The following is a 19,610-nucleotide window of genomic DNA, read 5'->3' as shown; positions in this document are numbered from 1 at the left end:
GGGACCGGGAGCGAGGCCCTGGAAAACGCGTACCGCCCGGCGGGGCCCGCCGCCTAGCGTGATTCCATGGAGCTGAAGACGTGGAGCCTCGCCGACCGGCCCGACAGGACGGAGGCGGTGCTCGCCATGGCCGACAGCTGGCCCGAGTTCGTCGTCAACGACCTCGTCGGCAACGCCCACTACCCGCGGATCGCCGCCGAACTGCCGCAGTTCGTGCAGTTCGCCGAGGACGAGCACGGTGAGATCCTCGCGCACGCCCACAGCGTCCCCTTCGCGCTGCACACCGAAGGCCGGGGCGAACTGCCGGCCCGCGGCTGGGACGAGATGCTCGGGTGGGCCTTCTCCGACCTGCGCCACGCGGTCGACCCCGACACGGTCGGCGCCGTCTCCGTCGTGGTCGCCCCGCACGCCCAGGGCCACGGCCTGTCCGCCCTGATGCTCGCGGCGATGCGCGCCAACGCCGGCCGTCTCGGCTTCCGTGAGGTCGTCGCCCCCGTCCGCCCCAGCGCCAAGCACCTCGAACCCCGTACGCCCATGGCTCGGTACGCCCGCCGGCTGCGCCCCGACGGGCTGCCGCACGACCCCTGGCTGCGCGTGCACGCGCGCGCGGGAGCCACGTTCCACTCCGTGGCCCCGGCCTCGATGACGGTGGTGGCCCCGCCCGCGGACTGGCGCCGCTGGACCGGACTGCCCTTCGACACCGCGGGCGAGATCGAGGTTCCCGGAGCACTGGTACCGGTGCGGTGCGAGCCGGAGCGCGGCTACGCGGTGTACGTCGAGCCCAACGTGTGGATGCGGCACTCCCTTTGAGCCACGCGCGCCCGCGGGGACGCCCGTGGCCCGGGAAGTGATCAGTGTGGCAACGGTTCGGTACAACCCGTGACGGGTTGTCGGTCTCGGGCTATACGCTCGAAGCGACCCTCGAACGACCGGTGTCGGCCGACGCCGGCCGACTCCGTCACCGCACTTCAGGCACCAGGAGCAGCCATGCATGGCCACGGCTACACGCAGCCGGTGAAGCAACCGCCCCCGACGGCGTGGCTCGTGCTCGTGCGTGTGCTGTTCGTTGCGATCTCCGTCCTCAGCCTCGGCTTCCTGACCTGGACGATGCTGCTGCGCCTGGCCGTCGTCACCCGCAGGTCGCTGGACTGGGGCCTGTTCGTGGCCGTGCTGGCCGTCGACATCCTCGCGGTGGTCCTCCTCGGTACCGAACCCGGCGACGAGATCCACACGCCGGGCGGCTGGACCGGCCTCTTCCTGCTCCTGGGCACGCTGGTGGCGGTGCTGGCGTACTACCTCGCCGCCGAGGTACGCCACTTCCACCAGCTCCGCCTCGGCGGCGGGCACACACCCCTGCCCGGCTACGGCTACCCGCAGCCGCCGTACACCCATGCGACGACGGTGCCGCAGACACAGGCCCGGACCACGCCGCCCCGCCCCTCGCACGGCCCGAACCCCTCGCACACCCCGCCTCCGATACCCACCACGCCCCCGCAGCGCCCGGCGCCCGCGCGCATCGACCAGGTCCGGGCCGAGCTGGACGAGCTCAGCGACTACCTCCGCAAGCAGGACGGCCGGCGCGACGGTGAGCACGAGGGCGGCAGGTGACCGTGACGACAGGACGTGTCGTCGCCGACCGCTACGAACTGGCCACGCTCATCGGTCAGGGCGGCATGGGCCAGGTCTGGACGGCGTACGACCGTCGGCTGGACCGGCGCGTGGCGGTGAAGCTGCTGCGCCCCGACAAGGTGGCCGGACAGGAGGCCGACGAGCTGCGCCGGCGGTTCGTGCGGGAGTGCCGGGTGACCGCGCAGGTCGACCACCCCGGCCTGGTCACGGTGCACGACGCGGGCAGTGAGGCCGAGGAGCTGTTCCTCGTCATGCAGTACGTCGACGGCGTCGACCTCTCCGGCCATCTCGCCGGGCGCGACCCGTACCCCTGGCAGTGGGCGGTGGCGGTCGCCGCGCAACTGTGCGCGGTGCTGAGCGCGGTGCACGCCGTGCCGATCGTGCACCGCGACCTGAAGCCGCGCAACGTGATGGTGAAGCAGGACGGCACGGTCACGGTCCTCGACCTCGGCGTCGCCTCCGTCATGGACACCGACACCACGCGCCTGACGCACACCGGCTCGCCGATCGGCTCGCCCGCCTACATGGCGCCCGAGCAGGCGATGAGCGGCGCGGTCGGCCCGTACACGGACCTGTACGCGCTCGGCGTGGTGCTGCACGAACTCCTCAGCGGCGAGGTCCCCTTCGCGGGCTCCACGGCGCTCGGGGTGCTCCACCGCCACCTGTACGAGGCCCCGGTACCCGTGCGCCGGCTCCGCCCCGAGGTCCCCGAGGCCCTCGAAGCCCTGGTGCTGCGCCTGCTCGCCAAGGACCCGCAGCACCGGCCGGGCTCCGCGCAGGAGGTCTACGAGGACCTGTCGCCGCTGCTGCCGGCGCGCGGCACCCCCAGCGGGGCGGCCCTCGACCCGACGCGCCCCTTCGTCCGCCCGCACGCCCCCTGGCCGGACCGCGCCCGCACGCCCGCCCCGCAGCCCGCCCCCGTGCCGCCGGCCACCGGCAGGACGGACGTCGCGCGCGCCGTCGACGAGGTCAAGCAGCTGCTCGGCGAGGGCCGCATCACCCAGGCCGTCGACATCCTCGGGGCGATCCTGCCGACCGCGGCCGAGCAGCACGGCGAGCACTCCCCGGTCGTGCGCACCCTGCGCAAGCAGTACGCCGCGACGCTCATGGACGACGGCCAGTACCGGCGCGCCCTGCCCGAGCTGCGCCGCCTCGCCGACGAGCGTGCCGCGGAGGCCGGGCAGGCCGACCCGCAGTCCCTGCGGTTCCGCTACGAGGCCGCGCAGTGCCTCGAACAGCTCGGTGACCCGGCGGCGGCGCTCGCCGCGTACCGGGCCCTGCTGCCGTACTACGAGAACCAGTACGTCTCCGGCGACCCCCAGCTCGCCCACGACGTCCGCCGCCGCATCGGCCACCTGCTGCTGGCCCTCGGCGACCGCGCGGCCGCGCACGACACCCTGGCGCGGCTGCTGCACGACGTCGAACGCACGAGCGGTGTCGGACACCCGCTGGCGGCGGAGGTGCGCCGGACGCTGCAGTGGCTGGGACAGGTGCGCGGATAGTCCCCCGGGAGCCGGATGGCGCGGCGGTGCCCGAAGTCCTGGTGAATCGTTGGTCGAATGGGTTGGCCAAAGCCGGACTGCTGCCTACCATCGATCACCGCAAGACTTTGTGCACCGCCGCACAATCTCCTCGGGAGGTTTCCTTGCACCGCCGTCGTCGCCGCACCGCGCTTCTCCTCTCCGCCGCGATCGCCTCGGCGCCCGCCCTCGCCGCCTGCGGGAACGACGCGCATCCCGGCGCGGCCGCCGTCGTCGGCGGTCAGCGGATCACCGTGTCCCAGCTGGAGACCCGGGTCAACGAGGTGCGCGAGGCGCAGCGGGCGGCGGTGAGCGACGAGGCGCAGTACGCGCAGGTGATCGCCAAGACCGGCACCCTGACCCGCGACACCCTGCACGGCATGGTCCTCGACCGGGTGCTGCACCGCGCCGCCCAGGACGCCGGCATCTCCGTCAGCCGCAAGGAGGTCCAGGAGATGCGGGGCGGCCTGCAGGAGCAGGTCGGCGGCGCGAAGGCGCTGGAGACGACCTGGCTTCAGCAGTACGGGGTGGCGCCGGAGCGCCTGGAGGAGAACCTCCGCCTCCAGCTGGAGGCCCAGAAACTCGCCGCGAAGCTCGGCACCGACACCAGCCAGCCCGCCTTCTGGAAGGCCCTCTCGGACGCCTCCGAGAAGCTGAACGTCGACCTCAACCCGCGCTACGGCGACTGGGACGTCCAGAAGAGCAGCCGGGTGGACGCGAAGACGCCGTGGGTACGGGAGATCACCGCCGGGCAGCAGCCCGCCTAGGCCCTGTCGCCGACGGGCGGCGGACGGCCGCCCGCGGGCGGCTCACGGGCCTGTCGGTGAGGTGGGTTACGTTCGGATCGTGAACGCAACCAGCTCCGGCCGCATCGTCCTGCTCACCACCAGCCACCGCGTGGCCCCGGGTCTGCTCTCCTGGCCCGCGTGGCAGGCGCTGCACGCCGCGGACCGCGTGCTGTGCGCCGACGGGGCGCATCCGCAGCTGCCGTATCTGCGGGAGGCGGGCATACCGGTGGAGGAGGCGGCCCCGACCGCCGAGGACCTGATCGACGCGTGCGCCGGCGGGCGGACCGTGGTCGTCGTCGCCACCGGCGAGGGCGAGCCGGCCCTCACGGACGGTCTGGCGCGGCTCGCCGGCAGCGGGCGCTTCCACATGCCCGAGCTGGAACTGCTCCCCGCCTCCTACGACCTGCCCGGCGCCCGCCTGCTCGACCTCGTCCAGGTCATGGACCGGATCCGCACAGAGTGCCCCTGGTCGTCCCGGCAGACCCACCAGGGCCTGGTGAAGTACGGCATCGAGGAGGCGTACGAACTCGTCGAGGCGATCGAGGAGGGCGACCGCGACGAGCTCCGGGAGGAGCTCGGCGACGTGCTCCTGCAGGTGGTCTTCCACGCCCGGATCGCGGAGGAGGACCCCGAGGCCCCGTTCTCCGTCGACGACGTCGCGGGCACCCTCGTGGACAAGCTCGTCCACCGCCACCCGCACGTCTTCGGCGAGGAGAGCGCGGCCACCCCCGAGGAGGTCAAGGCGCACTGGCTGCGCACCAAGGCCGAGGAGAAGCGGCGGACCTCGGTGACCGAGGGCATCCCGCTGCACCAGCCCGGCCTGGCCCTCGCGGCGAAGCTGGCGTCCCGGGTGCGCACGGCAGGGCTGGACGTGCCCCCGCCGGCGGGCGAGGGCATCGGGTACGAGCTGCTGGCCCTCGCGATCCGCGCCGAGGCCGAGGGTACGGACCCGGAGACGGCCCTGCGCGCGGCGGCCCGCGCCTACCGCGACGCGGTACGCGCGACCGAAGGCGCCGACGCCTAGGGCCCGTCCGAGGATCCCAGTCCACCGCACGACGCCTTGCCCGCCGTGCGACGCCGCACGATGCCTTGCCCGCCGTGCGACGCCGTGCCCGCCGTGTCTGCCGTGCGACGCTGTGCCCGCCGTGTCCGCTGTGCGACGCCGTGCCCGCCGTGTCCGCCGCCCGACGCCGTGCCCGCCGGGACTGCTGCGGGGCGGGCCCGGCGGGCGGCTGTGCGGTGTGTGGTCCGGTGTGGCGGATACCGTCGGGGAGTGACCGACCAGCACCACCCCGACGCGCCCGCGCCCGCCCCGGCGCCCGAACTCTTCACCTGGGAGTTCGCGACCGACCCCTACCCCGCGTACGCCTGGCTGCGGGAGCACGCCCCCGTGCACCGCACGAGGCTGCCCAGCGGGGTGGAGGCGTGGCTGGTCACCCGGTACGCGGACGCCAAGCAGGCCCTCGCCGACCAGCGGCTGTCCAAGAACCCGGCGCACCACGACGAGCCCGCGCACGCCAAGGGGAAGACAGGTATCCCCGGTGAGCGCAAGGCCGAGCTGATGACGCATCTGCTCAACATCGACCCGCCGGACCACACCCGGCTGCGGCGGCTGGTCGCGAAGGCGTTCACCCCGCGCCGCGTCGCCGAGTTCGCCCCGCGCGTGCAGCGGCTCACCGACGACCTCATCGGCCGGTTCGCCGGCAACGGCTCCGCCGACCTCATCCACGAGTTCGCCTTCCCGCTCCCCATCTACGCCATCTGCGACCTGCTCGGCGTCCCGCCCGAGGACCAGGACGACTTCCGGGACTGGGCGGGCATGATGATCCGGCACGGCAAGGGCCCCCGCGGCGGGGTGGCGCGCTCGGTGAAGAGGATGCGCGGCTATCTCGCCGAGCTGATCCACCGCAAGCGCGAGTCCCTCCCCGCCGAGCCCGCCCCCGGCGAGGACCTCATCTCCGGCCTCATCCGCGCCTCCGACCACGGCGAGCACCTCACCGAGAACGAGGCCGCGGCGATGGCCTTCATCCTTCTGTTCGCCGGCTTCGAGACGACCGTGAACCTCATCGGCAACGGCACCTTCGCCCTTCTCACCCACCCCGCCCAACGCGCCCTGCTCCAGGAGTCGTTGGCCCGCGGCGAACAGGCCCTGCTGGAGACCGGTGTCGAGGAACTCCTGCGCTACGACGGCCCCGTCGAACTCGCCACCTGGCGGTTCGCCACCCAGCCGCTCACCATCGGCGGCCAGGACATCGCACCCGGCGACCCGGTCCTCGTCGTGCTTGCCGCCGCCGACCGGGATCCGGAGCGGTTCGCGGACCCGGACACGCTCGATCTCGCCCGCCGTGACAACCAGCACCTCGGTTACGGCCACGGCCTCCACTACTGCCTCGGGGCGCCGCTGGCCCGTCTGGAGGGCCGGACCGCGCTGGCCACCCTCCTGACCCGCCTCCCCGACCTGCGGCTCGCCGCGGATCCCGCCGAACTGCGCTGGCGGGGCGGGCTCATCATGCGAGGTCTGCGGACGCTGCCGGTGGAGTTCACGCCTGTGCGGGAAAAGTGACGGTCTTTCAACTATGTGATCTTCACGTGATCTGCGCGGCATGAACTTGTGACAAGTGATCGTCTGCCTATACCTTCACCCCTCAGCACGGCCTCTCGGTTTCACCGGCCGCGCAGGTCCCCGCTGTCACGCGAAAGGTCCCCGCATGCTCTCCGGGAACGGTCGTCACCGTCGCCCCCGTCAGGCGCCCGCACTCGTCGTCGCGGCCGGCGTGACCGGCTCCGCCATCGCCCTCCCCCTCCTCGCCGCCACCGGTGCGAGCGCGGCCAGCGGGACGACCTGGGACCGGGTCGCCGAGTGCGAGACCGGCGGCTCCTGGAGCGCCGACACGGGCAACGGCTCCTACGGCGGCCTCCAACTCTCCCAGCGGGACTGGGAGAAGTACGGCGGCCTCACCTATGCCGCGAGCGCGGATCTGGCCAGCCGTTCGCAGCAGATCGCCGTCGCCGAGAAGGTCCTCGAGGACCAGGGCGTCGGCGCCTGGGCTACCTGCGGCCCGCTGGTGGGGCTGGAGGCGGACTCCGAGTCGGCCACCGTCGACACGGGTGTGGTCGGTGACGCGTCCAGTACGCCGTCGTACACGAGAAGCAGCGATACGGGCAGTCTGTCCAACTCGCTCGGATTGTCCAACTCGTCCGGTCACACCTCCTCCGGTGCCTCCGACCGGGACGGTGACGCGAAGGGGTCCGGCAGCTCCCGGGGTGCCGGGGAGTCCCGCACGCCCACGAACTCCGCGAACCCTTCGGAATCCGGCGAATCCACCCCGTCCGGCGGCTCCAGCTCCCCGGGTGCCGAGGGCTCGACCTCGCCCGGCTCCGGCGAGTCCACCGGTTCCAGCGAATCCCCCGAATCGGGCGAATCCCCCTCAAGTTCCTCGCCTTCGGGCGTGCCTTCGAGCACCCCGAGCGCCTCGGACCTCACCGACACGGGCCTCCTCGGCACCGGCAAGCACCGGGGAGGCAGTGCGGACGAGGACGGCGAGCGCGCCGGCGGCTCCTCGGGGCGGCACGCCTCGCGGGACGGTGCCGCCGGGCGTCCGGGCCTCGACGACGCGTACACGGTCCGGGACGGCGACACCCTCTGGGACATCGCCGACTCCCTTGGCGTGCAGGGTGGATGGGCCGCGCTGTACGTCGTCAACCAGGACGCCCTCGGTGGCGACCCCGACCACATCGTCCCCGGTCAGTCGCTGGATGTCGGCGCGGAGTCGGCCGGCAGGTAGGGGCGGGAAACGGCCCGGGAACAGCGGGAGTTCACGTCACACTTCGAGTCGAATGTCCGATTTGGCGAAAGTGTGGGATGAGTCTCAGAAGCCCTGATCGTCTTTGAAATTCCGTCGATCGCCTGTCTACGGTCATGACCGCTCGTCACCACGAGCCCCGGGTGCCGCAACGCCGAATCCTGCCAGCGGCCCTCCGGGAACAGTCGTCGCGTCAAGCGCCGTAGGCAGGAGCGGGGGACCCAAGGTAGGTGCCGGACCCGGCAGTTGAGGAGACTCAGCGCCGGAACCGGCTTGGGGTGAAGCCACGCCTCCCAGTGAGGTGTGGCCGGGCAACTCAACCGGCCCGAACCCGACAGCTCACCTCGCAGGCGTCGGTGAGGGGATCAACCATGCTGTTTTCCAGCAAGGGCAAGCACCGTCGTGCGTCCAGGACCGTTCGCGCCATCGCCGCCGTCGGCGTCACCGGCGCCGCCGCCGTCGCCGCCCCGCTGATGGCGGCCGGCAGCGCCTCCGCCGCCACGGCCTCCGAGTGGGACGCCGTCGCCCAGTGCGAGTCCGGCGGCAACTGGTCCATCAACACCGGCAACGGTTACTACGGCGGTCTGCAGTTCTCCGCCTCCACCTGGGCCGCGTACGGCGGCACGCAGTTCGCCGGCACGGCCGACCAGGCCTCCAAGGAGCAGCAGATCCAGATCGCCGAGAAGGTGCTCGCGGGTCAGGGCAAGGGCGCCTGGCCGGTCTGCGGCACCGGCCTGTCGAACGCCACCTACACCGGCGGCGGCTCCGCCGGCAGCGGCTCCGCCGCCGACGAGTCGCAGAGCACCGGCACCGAGACGCGCGCGACCGAGGAGCAGCCGGCTTCGCGTTCCGCGGAGCGTCCGGCCGCGAAGGAGACCGTCACCACGCCGACCGGCGACAAGGTGAAGAAGGGCGACGGCGAGTACAAGGTCGTCGAGGGTGACACCCTCAGCACCATCGCCGCCGACCACGACGTCAAGGGTGGCTGGGAGAAGCTGTTCCAGCTGAACAAGGACATCGTCGAGGACGCCGACCTCATCTTCCCGGGTCAGCAGCTGCACCTGAAGTAGAACGGTCCGCCGCCGACCCGCCGGAGGCCCCCTGGCTCCCGTGAGGGTCACCCCCCCCCGTCCCCACGGGCTCCCCGCCCCGGTGCGTCTTCCCCCGTACGCACCGGGGCGGGGCTTTTTCGTGTGCCGCTCGCCGTGCGGTGCACCCCCGTCTTTGTTTCGTTCGGAAACAATTTACTCTCGGTTCGGTCCATGAGAGGGGCGACCGGCTGGCCGATCGCACGGAGCCGGTTAGGCTCGTCTCGCAGAGCCGCCGCGGTCCTGCTCATCGCGTCACATCCACGAAGGAGATGCTCGTGCCGTCCATCGACGTCGTCGTAGCCCGGGAAATCCTGGACTCCCGAGGCAACCCCACGGTCGAGGTCGAGGTCGGCCTCGACGACGGCAGCACGGGTCGTGCCGCCGTTCCGTCCGGCGCTTCCACCGGCGCCTTCGAGGCCATCGAACTCCGCGACGGCGACCCCAACCGCTACCTCGGCAAGGGCGTCGAGAAGGCCGTCCTGGCCGTCATCGAGCAGATCGGCCCGGAGCTCGTCGGCTACGACGCCACCGAGCAGCGCCTGATCGACCAGGCGATGTTCGACCTGGACGCCACCGACAACAAGGGCTCCCTCGGCGCCAACGCCATCCTCGGCGTCTCGCTCGCCGTCGCCCACGCCGCCTCCGAGGCCAGCGACCTGCCGCTCTTCCGCTACCTGGGCGGCCCCAACGCGCACCTGCTGCCGGTGCCGATGATGAACATCCTGAACGGCGGCTCGCACGCCGACTCCAACGTGGACATCCAGGAGTTCATGATCGCCCCGATCGGCGCGGAGTCCTTCTCCGAGGCCCTGCGCTGGGGCACCGAGGTCTACCACACCCTCAAGAAGGTGCTGAAGGGCAAGGGCCTGGCCACCGGCCTCGGCGACGAGGGCGGCTTCGCCCCGAACCTCGGCTCCAACCGTGAGGCCCTCGACCTCATCCTCGAGGCCATCAAGGAGGCCGGCTACACCCCGGGCGAGCAGATCGCCCTCGCCCTCGACGTCGCCGCGTCCGAGTTCTACAAGGACGGCGTCTACACCTTCGAGGGCAAGGACCGCTCGGCCGCCGAGATGACCGAGTACTACGCGGAGCTCGTCGACGCGTACCCGCTGGTCTCCATCGAGGACCCGCTGTTCGAGGACGACTGGGAGGGCTGGAAGACCATCACCGAGAAGCTCGGTGACAAGGTCCAGCTCGTCGGCGACGACCTGTTCGTCACCAACCCGGAGCGCCTGGCCCGTGGCATCGAGGACGGGGCCGCCAACGCCCTGCTCGTCAAGGTCAACCAGATCGGCTCCCTGACCGAGACCCTGGACGCCGTCGAGCTCGCCCAGCGCAGCGGCTTCAAGTGCATGATGTCGCACCGCTCCGGTGAGACCGAGGACGTCACCATCGCCGACCTCGCCGTCGCCACCAACTGCGGTCAGATCAAGACCGGCGCCCCGGCCCGCTCCGAGCGCGTGGCCAAGTACAACCAGCTGCTGCGCATCGAGGAGATCCTCGACGACGCCGCGGTGTACGCCGGCCGCAGCGCCTTCCCCCGCTTCAAGGGCTGAGCGACGCCCTCGTAGGAGGCGTCGTCCGTACGTCCCCGCACCCGGTCCCGTACCGTGTGCGGGGACGTACGCGCGTGTGCACCACGCAGGCATGGGGAGGCGAGAGCCAGATGGCCGTGAAGGAACGGGACCGTTTCTCCACCGCGACCAGGCTCAGGCTGCTGGGCGAGCAGACCGCGGCCCGGGTCTACCGGTCGCAGACCCGCCGCCAGGCCCGCCGCTCCCGGCTCACCGGCCGCGCCGCCCTGCTCGCCCTCGTCGTCTGCTCCCTCGTCGTCGCGCTCGCCTACCCGATAAGGCAGTACGTCGCCCAGCGGGCCGAGATCGCCGACCTGCGGGAGCAGCGGCAGCAGGCCGAGGCGCGGGTCGAGGAACTGCGCGACCTCAAGGCACGCTGGCAGGACGACGCGTACGCGGAGCAGCAGATCCGGCAGCGGCTGCACTACGTGATGCCGGGCGAGACCGGCTACGTCGTGATCGACCCGGAAGCCGCCCGGCAGTCGCGCACCGACCAGGGCACGACCGACCGCCCCTGGTACGCGAACGTCTGGGACGGGGTCGACAAGGCCGACGCCGCCCACCATTGAGCCGGACGCCTCCGGCCGGTGAACGCATAGAGAGACAGGTATGGAAACGCCCCCGCCGCCCACCCCGCGCACCGAGCCCACCGACGCCGACGTCGAGGCCTTCAAGCAGCAGCTCGGGCGGCCGCCGCGCGGACTGCGCGCGATCGCGCACCGGTGCCCGTGCGGGCAGCCGGACGTCGTGGAGACGGCCCCCCGGCTGCCAGACGGCACGCCCTTCCCGACGCTGTACTACCTGACGTGCCCGCGGGCCTCGTCGGCCATCGGCACGCTGGAGGCCGAGGGCGTGATGAAGGAGATGACGGCCCGGCTGGAGACCGACCCGGAGCTGGCCGCCGCGTACCGCGCCGCGCACGAGGACTACGTCCGGCGCCGGGACGAGATCGAGGAGCTCAAGGACTTCCCGAGCGCGGGTGGCATGCCGGACCGGGTGAAGTGCCTGCACGTGCTCGTCGCGCACAGCCTGGCCGCCGGACCGGGCGTCAACCCGCTCGGTGACGAGGCCCTGGCGATGCTGCCGCAGTGGTGGCGCAAGGGCGCGTGCGTGACCGCGGCGAACGAGGAGGACGTCACGTGACGCGCGTGGCCGCCGTGGACTGCGGTACGAACTCGATCCGGCTCCTCGTGGCCGACGTGGACGCGGCGAGCGGTGAACTGGCCGAGCTGGACCGGCGGATGACCATCGTGCGGCTCGGCCAGGGCGTCGACCGCACCGGGCGGCTGGCCCCCGAGGCGCTGGAGCGCACCTTCGCGGCCTGCCGTGAGTACGCCCGGATCATCAAGGAGCACGGCGCCGAGCGGGTCCGCTTCGTCGCCACCTCCGCCTCCCGGGACGCGGAGAACCGGGACGACTTCGTGCGCGGGGTGGTGGACATCCTCGGCGTCGAGCCCGAGGTGGTCACCGGCGACGAGGAGGCCGAGTTCTCCTTCGTCGGGGCGACCAGGGAACTGGCGGGGCGCGCGGATGTGCAACGGCCCTACCTGGTGGTGGACATCGGCGGCGGCTCGACCGAGTTCGTGGTCGGCGAGGACCACGTCCGCGCGGCCCGCTCGGTCGACGTCGGCTGCGTCCGGATGACGGAGCGGCACCTGGTCGTCGACGGGGTCGTCTCCGACCCGCCGGCCGAGGAGCAGATCGCGGCGATGCGGGCGGACATCGAGGCCGCCCTCGACCTGGCCGAGGAGACGGTGCCGCTGCGCGAGGCCAGGACGCTGGTGGGGCTGGCGGGGTCGGTCACCACGGTGGCGGCGATCGCCCTCGACCTGCCCGAGTACGACTCGGCGCGCATCCACCACGCGAGGATCGGCCGGGACCGGGTCCGCGAGATCACCGAGTGGCTGCTGCGCTCCACCCACGCCGAGCGCGCGGCCGTCGCGTCCATGCACCCCGGGCGTGTCGACGTGATCGCCGCGGGCGCCCTCGTACTGTTGTCGATCATGGAGCGGTCCGGCGCCGAGGAGGTCGTGGTCAGCGAGCACGACATCCTCGACGGCATCGCCTTCCACACGGCGGGCGAGAAGTTCTAGGCGGCGGCGGCGACGTGGAACGGCCCCGGTTCCTCTTGGCCAGGAACCGGGGCCGTTCGTGTGCGGCCCGCGGGGGCCGGGCGTTCAGTTGCAGAGCAGGACGATGACTCCGCTGCACTCCTCGTCGCCGCCCCCGCCGTAGCGGTGGTGGGCCGAGGCCGGCTGGACGGCCGAGGCCTCGGTGGCGACGTGGTGGGCGGGCGTGGCGGCCGCGGCGGAGCCGGCCGTCACCGCCCCCAGGGCGATACCCAGGGCAGCGCCGACCGGGATTATGCGCGAGGCGGCCCGCATGAGGGCCCTCTGTGAAGTGATCATGCTTGCACGCTATGGGCAGTTCCGGCCGTTTTCTCTCGGAGTGTGGCCGACCGGGTGACGGGCTTCCGGGCCGCCGCGCGCTACCGTCCGGTAGTCGTCGCTTGAGCAGGTCGACCGGCGTTTGAGCGTGGCGTGAGGGGTCCGTCGCCCCTGTGCCGGGGCCTTCGGGGCACCCGCCCGGGAAAGTTCGTGAAGTTCTTCACAAGGAATTCGGCCCGGTGGGAGCACGGAGGGGGGCCGACTGACCCTTCCGAGGGGTGAACAGGGTCTTGAACATGTTCAGATGGACCGTGTAAGGAGGGGCGTGCAGGCCTTCCGCGCGAGGGCTCCGGGTCGCCTCACGAAGGGCTCCAGCGGAAAGAGAGGCAGCTCACGCGGCATTGACAACGGGACGTAAGGGCGGCCGGTTCCTGATCGTGACCATGATCTGGCTCACGTGGGCCGGGGAGTGTAGCACGGGCCCTGTTAGTGCTTGTGAAGGGGCGCACGAGCTACCCCTCCGCACTGGGTGGATACTCGATGGCATGAGCACCACGGAGCGTCCCAGGATCCTCGTAGTAGGCGGTGGGTACGTAGGCCTGTACGCGGCTCGGCGCATCCTCAAGAAGATGCGCTACGGCGAGGCGACCGTCACGGTCGTCGACCCCCGGTCGTACATGACCTACCAGCCCTTCCTCCCCGAAACCGCCGCCGGCAACATCTCCCCGCGCCATGTCGTCGTCCCGCTGCGACGCGTGCTGCCCAAGGCGGAGGTCCTCACCGGCCGGGTCACCACGATCGACCAGGACCGCAAGGTCGCCACGATCGCGCCGCTGGTCGGCGAGGCGTACGAGCTGCCGTTCGACTACCTGGTCGTCGCGCTCGGCGCGGTCTCCCGCACCTTCCCGATCCCCGGCCTCGCCGAGCAGGGCATCGGCATGAAGGGCGTCGAGGAGGCCATCGGCCTGCGCAACCACGTCCTGGAGCAGCTCGACAAGGCCGACTCCACCACCGACGAGGAGATCCGCCGCAAGGCGCTCACCTTCGTCTTCGTCGGCGGCGGCTTCGCCGGCGCCGAGACCATCGGTGAGGTCGAGGACATGGCCCGGGACGCGGCCAAGTACTACAACAACGTGTCCCGTGAGGACATGCGCTTCATCCTCGTCGACGCCGCCGACAAGATCCTTCCCGAGGTCGGGCCCAAGCTCGGCAAGTACGGCAAGGAGCACCTGGAGAGCCGTGGCGTGGAGGTCTACCTCTCGACGTCCATGGACTCCTGCGTCGACGGTCACGTGGTGCTGAAGAACGGCCTCGAGGTCGACGCCAACACCATCGTGTGGACGGCCGGCGTCAAGCCCAACCCGGCCCTGGCCCGCTACGGCCTCCCGCTCGGCCCCCGCGGTCACATCGACTGCGAGCCCTCCCTCCAGGTCAAGGGCACCGACTACATCTGGGCCGCGGGCGACAACGCCCAGGTGCCCGACCTCGCCGCCCGCAAGGCCGGCGTGGAGAACGCCTGGTGCCCGCCGAACGCCCAGCACGCGCTGCGCCAGGCCAAGGTCCTCGGCGACAACGTGGTCTCCGGCATGCGGGGCTTCCCGCAGCAGGACTACAGCCACGCCAACAAGGGCGCGGTGGCGGGTCTCGGCCTGCACAAGGGCGTGGCCATGATCGTCATGGGCAAGATGAAGATCAAGGTCAAGGGCCGTCTCGCCTGGTACATGCACCGTGGCTACCACGGCATGGCGATGCCGACCTGGAACCGCAAGATCCGCGTCTTCGCCGACTGGACGCTCGGCATGTTCCTCAAGCGTGAGGTCGTCGCCCTCGGCGCGCTGGAGTCCCCGCGCGAGGAGTTCTACGAGGCCGCGAAGCCCGCGCCGGTCGCGGCGGCCGCCAAGACCGGGGAAGCTGCCAAGACCGAGGAAAAGGCCAAGGCCTCCTGACGCCTCAGCCCGGCCGAACCCCCGAAGGACCCCCTGCCATCCGTGGTGCAGGGGGTCCTTCGCCGTTCCCGCACGACGGGACCGGCCGAGGGTTTTGCCCAGACATAACGCGAACAGGGGACTGCGTTCGAGGCCTGTAGGTGTTTACGTGGTGTTGGATCACCGTCACGGAGGTGTGCGCCATGGCTGACGCCGCGTCGCGGCTGAAGGGGCTGCTCGAGCAGGTGGTGGGGAGTCCGCTCCCGGTGCGTATTCGCGCCTGGGACGGTTCGCAGGCGGGTCCGCCGGACACGCCGGTCGTCGTCGTACGCAACCGGCGTGCCCTGCGCCGGCTGCTGTGGAAGCCCGGCGAACTGGGCCTCGCCCGCGCCTGGGTGGCCGGGGACCTGGAGATCGAGGGCGATCTGTACGCGGTCCTCGGTCTGCTCGCCGGCCTGATCTGGGAGCGCGGCGAGGACGCCCGCGGTCTCACCGAGGCACTGCGCGATCCGGAGGTGCGCGCCGGCGTCCGCGGTCTGGTACGGCTCGCCAGTCTCGCGCCGCCGCCCGCCCCGCCCCGCGAGGAGGTGCGCAGGCCCCGCCGGAACCTGCACACCAGGCGCAGCGACAAGCGCGCCATCAGCCACCACTACGACGTCGGCAACGACTTCTACGAGCTCGTCCTCGGGCCGTCCATGGTGTACTCCTGCGCCTACTGGCCCAGCCCGGACAGCACTCTGGAGACCGCCCAGCACGACAAGCTCGAACTCATCTGCCGCAAGCTCGCCCTGACTCCCGGTCAGCGCCTGCTCGACGTCGGCTGCGGCTGGGGCTCCATGGCGATCCACGCCGCCCGCGAGCACGGCGTGGGCGTCGTGGGGATCACGCTCTCCCAGGAACAGGCCGCCTACGCCCGTAAGCGCGTCGCGGACGAGGGTCTGACCGACCGGGTGGAGATCAGGGTGCAGGACTACCGGGACGTCACCGACGGGCCGTACGACGCGATCTCGTCGATCGGGATGGCCGAGCACGTGGGCGCCGAGCGCTACCGGGAGTACGCCGAGGACCTGCACGCCCTGCTGCGACCGGGCGGGCGGCTGCTCAACCACCAGATCGCCCGGCGACCGCGGCGGGACGAATCCGCCTACCAGGTGGACGGCTTCATCGACGCCTACGTCTTCCCCGACGGCGAGCTCGCCCCCCTCGGCACCACCGTCACCCAGCTGGAGCGCGCCGGCTTCGAGGTGCGGGACGTGGAGTCGATCCGTGAGCACTACGCCCTCACCCTGCGCCGCTGGGTCGCCAACCTGGAGGCCGGGTGGACCGAGGCGGTCAAGCTGACCAGCCCCGGCAGGGCCCGCGTCTGGCGGCTGTACATGGCCGCCTCGGCGCTGGCCTTCGAGCGCAACCGCATCGGCGTCAACCAGGTCCTGGCGGTGCGGACCCCCGACTCCGGAGCCTCCGGAGTGCCGCTGCGCGCCCGTACCTGGGGCTGAGAGGCCGAGCCGCCGCAACAGGACGGGCCCCGCTCCCTCCCGGGAACGGGACCCGTCCGCTCGTACGGCTATTCCGTCTTGATCGCGTTCAGCATGTTCAGCCTCGCGGCGTTGCGGGCCGGCCACAGCGCGGCCAGCACGCCCACCAGTCCGGCCAGCACCAGGAAGATGCCGATCCGGTCCCAGGGGATGACCAGCACGTAGCCCGGGATCTGCTCCGCGATGGTCTCGCCGATCGCCCAGCCGAGGAACGAGCCGAGGCCGATGCCGACCACCGCGCCGAACACCGAGATGACCACGGCCTCCAGCCGGACCATCCGCTTCACCCGGCGCCGGTCGAGACCGATCGCCCGCAGCATGCCGATCTCCTGCTGCCGCTCGAAGACCGACATCGCGAGGGTGTTGACGACGCCCAGCACCGCGATGATCAGGGCCATCGCCAGCAGGCCGTACATGATGTTCAGCAGGGTGTTGATGGCGCCGCCGAACTCGTCCCGGATGTCCTGCCGGTCCATGACGGTGATGGCGGGGTTGTCGCCCAGCGCGTCGATGAGGACCTTCTCGTTCGCCGGGGACTGGCCGCCGTCCACCTTCACGAAGATCTGCCGGATGGACGGATTCACCTCGTGCGCGTCGACGATCTTCCTGTCGACGAGGACGGGCGAGAGGAACTCGCTGTCCTTGTAGAGCGCGCCGACCGTCAGCGTGGCCTTCTTGTCGTCACCGAAGGTGACCGGGACGGTGTCACCGGGCTTCCAGCCCTTGCTCCTGGCCGTCTTGTCGGCGACCGCGATCCGGCCCTGGGCGAGCGAGCCGATGTCGCCGCTGACGACGTCGACGGCGAGGACCTTCTCGATGTCGCCCGGGGTGACCGCCGAGGCCGACACGTAGTCTTCCTTGCCGGTCATGAAGTAGGCGTCCTGCTGCGGGGAGACGGCCGACACGCCCTTGGCCTTCTCCAGCGCGGTCAGCGCGGACCGGTCGAGATCCCCGCCGTTCGCCATCGAGACCATGTAGTCGGCCTTGATGTTGTCCGTGGTCATCTTGTCGATGGCCGTGCCGACCGTGATGCCGAGCACCGACAGGCCGGTCACCAGCGTCAGTCCGATGGCCAGCGCCGAGGCGGTGGCTCCGGTACGGCGCGGGTTGCGGACCGCGTTCTGGCCGGCCAGCTTGCCGGCCACCCCGAACGGGCCGACGAGCAGCGGACGGACGAGCGCGATCACCGGCCGGGACAGCAGCGGGATCAGAATGATCACGCCGATCAGCGCGAAGAACGCGCCCGCCCCGATGTACATCCGGCCGTCGTCGCCGCCGGTCGAGGCACCCGCCACGATGCCGGCCGCGCCGATGGCGGTGATGGCCGCGCCGATGGAGTTGCGTACCACCAGCGACTTGGTGGTCGCCGCCGCGTGGACGCTGTTCATGGCGGCCACCGGCGGGATCTTCGCGGCCCGGCGGCCGGGCAGCCAGGCGGCGAACATCGTGATCAGCACACCGACGCCGACCGCGGCGAGCACCGGGGTGGCGGACAGGACCAGCGGGCCGTCCGGGGTCTTCATCTCGAACGCGGCCATGCCGGAGCGCAGTCCGACCGCGAGACCGACGCCGAGGACGAAGCCGATCACCGAGGCGACCAGGCCCACCACCGCGGCCTCGGCGAGCACCGAGCGGGTGATCTGCTTGCGCGACGCACCGACGGCCCGCATCAGGGCGATCTCCTTGGTGCGCTGGGCGACCAGCATGGTGAAGGTGTTGGAGATCAGGAAGATGCCGACGAACAGCGCGATGCCCGCGAAGCCGAGCAGGACCTGCTTGAGGTTGCCCATGCCCTGCTCGATCTGCTTGGCCTGCTCGTCCGCGAGCGCCTTGCCCGTCTGGGCCTCCGCGGACTTCGGCAGCAGCGGCTTGACCGCGTCAAGGATCTTCGCGTCGTCCGCGCCGGAGGCGGCGGTGACGGTGGCGCTTTCGAAGTAGCCCGGCTTGAGGTACTGCTTCTGGGCGACCGCGGTGTCGAAGAGGACGAGGCTGCCGCCGGCGTTGACGGCGCCGTCCTCGGTGGTGAAGACGCCGCTGAGGGTGAACTCCTTCACCGGCCCGTTGGTCGCGACCCGGACCCGGTCGCCGACCCGGTACTCGCCCTTGGCCGCGGACTCCTCGTCGAGGGCGATCTGATCGTCCTTCAGCGGGCCGGTGCCGTCGGTGAACGTGTAGGCGGGGTCCTTGCCGTCCTTGCCGGGGGCGAAGTTGGAGCCCTTGTTGGACCAGCCGACGCCGATCAGCTTTCCGTCGGGGTCGGCGACCCCGGCGAAGCCGTCGACGCGGCCGTAGGTGGCGGCGACGCCGTCCACCGTGGAGATCTTGTCGAGGGTCTTCCCGGTGAGACCGGGCTCCTCCTTCGGGTCGTCCGGGTCGGCGTAGGAGGTGACCGAGACGGCGACGTCGTCGTAGCTCTTCGCCGACTGGTTGCGGAAGGCGTTGGAGAGGGTGTCGGCGAAGACCAGGGTGCCGGAGACGAACGCGACGCCGAGCATCACGGCGAGCACGGTCATCAGCAGCCGGGCCTTGTGCGCGAGTACGTTGCGCAGGGCGGTGCGGAACATCAGCTGGTGCGGCCCTTCGCGTCGAACTGCTTCATGAAGTCGAGCACGTTGTCCGCGGTCGGCCCGTACATCTCGTCGACGATCCGGCCGTCCGCCAGGAACACCACGCGGTCCGCGTAGGCCGCGGCCACCGGGTCATGGGTCACCATCACCACGGTCTGCCCCAACTCCCGTACGGAGTTACGCAGAAAGCCCAGCACCTCGGCGCCGGAGCGCGAGTCGAGGTTTCCGGTCGGCTCGTCGCCGAAGATGATCTCGGGCTTGGAGGCCAGCGCGCGGGCCACGGCGACGCGCTGCTGCTGGCCGCCGGAGAGCTGGGCGGGGCGGTGGCCGAGCCGGTCGGCGAGGCCGACCATCCCGATGACCGATTCCACCCACTGCTTGTCGGCCTTGCGGCCCGCGATGTCCATCGGGAGGGTGATGTTCTCCAGGGCGGTCAGGGTCGGCAGCAGGTTGAACGCCTGGAAGATGAAGCCGATCTTGTCGCGGCGCAACTTGGTGAGCTGCTTGTCCTTCAGGGAGCCCAGCTCGGTCTCGCCGATGCGCACCGAGCCGGAGGAGAAGGTGTCCAGGCCGGCCACGCAGTGCATCAGCGTGGACTTGCCGGAGCCGGAGGGACCCATGATCGCGGTGAACTCGGCCTGCCGGAACTCGACGGAGACCCGGTCCAGGGCGACCACCTGGGTCTCGCCCTGTCCGTAGATCTTCGACAGATCCGTGGCGCGCGCGGCCACGGCGGTGGTCCGGCCGGCGACGGGTGTGGTGGTCACGGGGTGGCGCTCCTGTGGGACGAC

Annotated in this window: 17 protein-coding genes and 1 riboswitch; of the genes, 14 read left to right on the top strand and 3 right to left on the bottom strand. The window is 71.5% G+C overall.

Features of this window, described 5'->3' with window-relative positions; translation table 11 throughout:
* The first annotated feature begins 66 nt into the window (after positions 1–66).
* From ACIP2X_RS35190 to ACIP2X_RS35135, 12 genes are all read left to right on the top strand, one after another.
* Positions 67–810: an N-acetyltransferase gene (locus tag ACIP2X_RS35190; protein WP_401681500.1), complete on the top strand. Its 744-nt coding sequence runs from the start codon at positions 67–69 to the stop codon at positions 808–810.
* 177 nt (positions 811–987) lie between these two features.
* Complete coding sequence (locus ACIP2X_RS35185) at positions 988–1,608, top strand: hypothetical protein (RefSeq protein WP_401681497.1); 621 nt, start codon at positions 988–990, stop codon at positions 1,606–1,608.
* Positions 1,609–1,646: 38 nt separating this feature from the next.
* Entirely contained in the window at positions 1,647–3,131 is a 1,485-nt protein-coding gene (locus ACIP2X_RS35180) for a serine/threonine-protein kinase (RefSeq protein ID WP_401682105.1), read from the top strand.
* Positions 3,132–3,274: 143 nt separating this feature from the next.
* The gene (locus tag ACIP2X_RS35175) at positions 3,275–3,916 is read left to right on the top strand and encodes a SurA N-terminal domain-containing protein (protein WP_401681494.1); all 642 of its coding nucleotides are present in this window, start codon (positions 3,275–3,277) and stop codon (positions 3,914–3,916) included.
* Positions 3,917–3,995: 79 nt separating this feature from the next.
* Complete coding sequence (locus ACIP2X_RS35170; protein WP_401681491.1) at positions 3,996–4,961, top strand: nucleoside triphosphate pyrophosphohydrolase; 966 nt, start codon at positions 3,996–3,998, stop codon at positions 4,959–4,961.
* 249 nt (positions 4,962–5,210) lie between these two features.
* Positions 5,211–6,500: a cytochrome P450 gene (locus ACIP2X_RS35165; protein ID WP_401681488.1), complete on the top strand. Its 1,290-nt coding sequence runs from the start codon at positions 5,211–5,213 to the stop codon at positions 6,498–6,500.
* Positions 6,501–6,645: 145 nt separating this feature from the next.
* Positions 6,646–7,722, top strand: a complete 1,077-nt coding sequence (locus ACIP2X_RS35160; RefSeq protein ID WP_401681485.1) for a transglycosylase family protein — start codon at positions 6,646–6,648, stop codon at positions 7,720–7,722.
* A 206-nt stretch (positions 7,723–7,928) separates the two neighbouring features.
* Positions 7,929–8,108: riboswitch (cyclic di-AMP (ydaO/yuaA leader) on the top strand.
* Positions 8,109–8,111: 3 nt separating this feature from the next.
* The gene (locus ACIP2X_RS35155; protein WP_401681483.1) at positions 8,112–8,810 is read left to right on the top strand and encodes a transglycosylase family protein; all 699 of its coding nucleotides are present in this window, start codon (positions 8,112–8,114) and stop codon (positions 8,808–8,810) included.
* 296 nt (positions 8,811–9,106) lie between these two features.
* Positions 9,107–10,387, top strand: coding sequence for a phosphopyruvate hydratase (gene eno, locus ACIP2X_RS35150; RefSeq protein WP_401681480.1), 1,281 nt, complete (start codon positions 9,107–9,109; stop codon positions 10,385–10,387).
* 110 nt (positions 10,388–10,497) lie between these two features.
* Positions 10,498–10,974, top strand: a complete 477-nt coding sequence (locus ACIP2X_RS35145) for a septum formation initiator family protein (RefSeq protein ID WP_401681477.1) — start codon at positions 10,498–10,500, stop codon at positions 10,972–10,974.
* A gap of 40 nt (positions 10,975–11,014) precedes the next feature.
* Positions 11,015–11,548 carry a DUF501 domain-containing protein gene (locus ACIP2X_RS35140; protein ID WP_401681474.1) on the top strand — a complete coding sequence of 178 codons (534 nt, stop codon included), beginning with the start codon at positions 11,015–11,017 and terminating at the stop codon, positions 11,546–11,548.
* The gene (locus ACIP2X_RS35135) at positions 11,545–12,498 is read left to right on the top strand and encodes an exopolyphosphatase (RefSeq protein ID WP_401681471.1); all 954 of its coding nucleotides are present in this window, start codon (positions 11,545–11,547) and stop codon (positions 12,496–12,498) included. The genes ACIP2X_RS35140 and ACIP2X_RS35135 overlap by 4 nt, the downstream gene beginning before the upstream one ends.
* Before the next feature lie 84 nt (positions 12,499–12,582).
* Here ACIP2X_RS35135 and ACIP2X_RS35130 read toward each other — a convergent pair whose 3' ends face one another.
* Positions 12,583–12,813: a hypothetical protein gene (locus ACIP2X_RS35130; RefSeq protein WP_401681469.1), complete on the bottom strand. Its 231-nt coding sequence runs from the start codon at positions 12,811–12,813 to the stop codon at positions 12,583–12,585.
* 524 nt (positions 12,814–13,337) lie between these two features.
* On the opposite strand from ACIP2X_RS35130, the gene ACIP2X_RS35125 reads away from it, so the two are divergent.
* Both ACIP2X_RS35125 and ACIP2X_RS35120 read left to right on the top strand, forming a co-directional pair.
* The gene (locus ACIP2X_RS35125; RefSeq protein WP_401681466.1) at positions 13,338–14,738 is read left to right on the top strand and encodes an NAD(P)/FAD-dependent oxidoreductase; all 1,401 of its coding nucleotides are present in this window, start codon (positions 13,338–13,340) and stop codon (positions 14,736–14,738) included.
* A gap of 182 nt (positions 14,739–14,920) precedes the next feature.
* Complete coding sequence (locus ACIP2X_RS35120) at positions 14,921–16,213, top strand: class I SAM-dependent methyltransferase (protein WP_401681464.1); 1,293 nt, start codon at positions 14,921–14,923, stop codon at positions 16,211–16,213.
* 68 nt (positions 16,214–16,281) lie between these two features.
* Here ACIP2X_RS35120 and ACIP2X_RS35115 read toward each other — a convergent pair whose 3' ends face one another.
* Positions 16,282–18,816: an ABC transporter permease gene (locus ACIP2X_RS35115; RefSeq protein WP_401681461.1), complete on the bottom strand. Its 2,535-nt coding sequence runs from the start codon at positions 18,814–18,816 to the stop codon at positions 16,282–16,284.
* Positions 18,816–19,586 (bottom strand): ABC transporter ATP-binding protein, encoded by a 771-nt coding sequence (locus ACIP2X_RS35110; protein ID WP_401681458.1) that lies wholly within the window; start codon positions 19,584–19,586, stop codon positions 18,816–18,818. The genes ACIP2X_RS35115 and ACIP2X_RS35110 overlap by 1 nt, the downstream gene beginning before the upstream one ends.
* Positions 19,587–19,610: the final 24 nt, after the last annotated feature.

Origin of the sequence: Streptomyces sp. NPDC089424 (assembly GCF_044749345.1) — a bacterium.
GTDB lineage: Bacteria > Actinomycetota > Actinomycetes > Streptomycetales > Streptomycetaceae > Streptomyces.
This window is presented reverse-complemented; position numbering and strand designations above follow the sequence as displayed.

What these genes read in the sequence shown, in the direction of transcription:
- ACIP2X_RS35190 (WP_401681500.1), top strand. Translation starts at nt 67, where the DNA reads ATGGAGCTGAAGACGTGGAGCCTCGCCGACCGGCCCGACAGGACGGAG.
- ACIP2X_RS35185 (WP_401681497.1), top strand. Translation starts at nt 988, where the DNA reads ATGCATGGCCACGGCTACACGCAGCCGGTGAAGCAACCGCCCCCGACG.
- ACIP2X_RS35160 (WP_401681485.1), top strand. Translation starts at nt 6,646, where the DNA reads ATGCTCTCCGGGAACGGTCGTCACCGTCGCCCCCGTCAGGCGCCCGCA.
- ACIP2X_RS35155 (WP_401681483.1), top strand. Translation starts at nt 8,112, where the DNA reads ATGCTGTTTTCCAGCAAGGGCAAGCACCGTCGTGCGTCCAGGACCGTT.
- ACIP2X_RS35145 (WP_401681477.1), top strand. Translation starts at nt 10,498, where the DNA reads ATGGCCGTGAAGGAACGGGACCGTTTCTCCACCGCGACCAGGCTCAGG.
- ACIP2X_RS35140 (WP_401681474.1), top strand. Translation starts at nt 11,015, where the DNA reads ATGGAAACGCCCCCGCCGCCCACCCCGCGCACCGAGCCCACCGACGCC.
- ACIP2X_RS35130 (WP_401681469.1), bottom strand. Translation starts at nt 12,813, where the DNA reads ATGATCACTTCACAGAGGGCCCTCATGCGGGCCGCCTCGCGCATAATC.
- ACIP2X_RS35125 (WP_401681466.1), top strand. Translation starts at nt 13,338, where the DNA reads ATGAGCACCACGGAGCGTCCCAGGATCCTCGTAGTAGGCGGTGGGTAC.
- ACIP2X_RS35120 (WP_401681464.1), top strand. Translation starts at nt 14,921, where the DNA reads ATGGCTGACGCCGCGTCGCGGCTGAAGGGGCTGCTCGAGCAGGTGGTG.
- ACIP2X_RS35115 (WP_401681461.1), bottom strand. Translation starts at nt 18,816, where the DNA reads ATGTTCCGCACCGCCCTGCGCAACGTACTCGCGCACAAGGCCCGGCTG.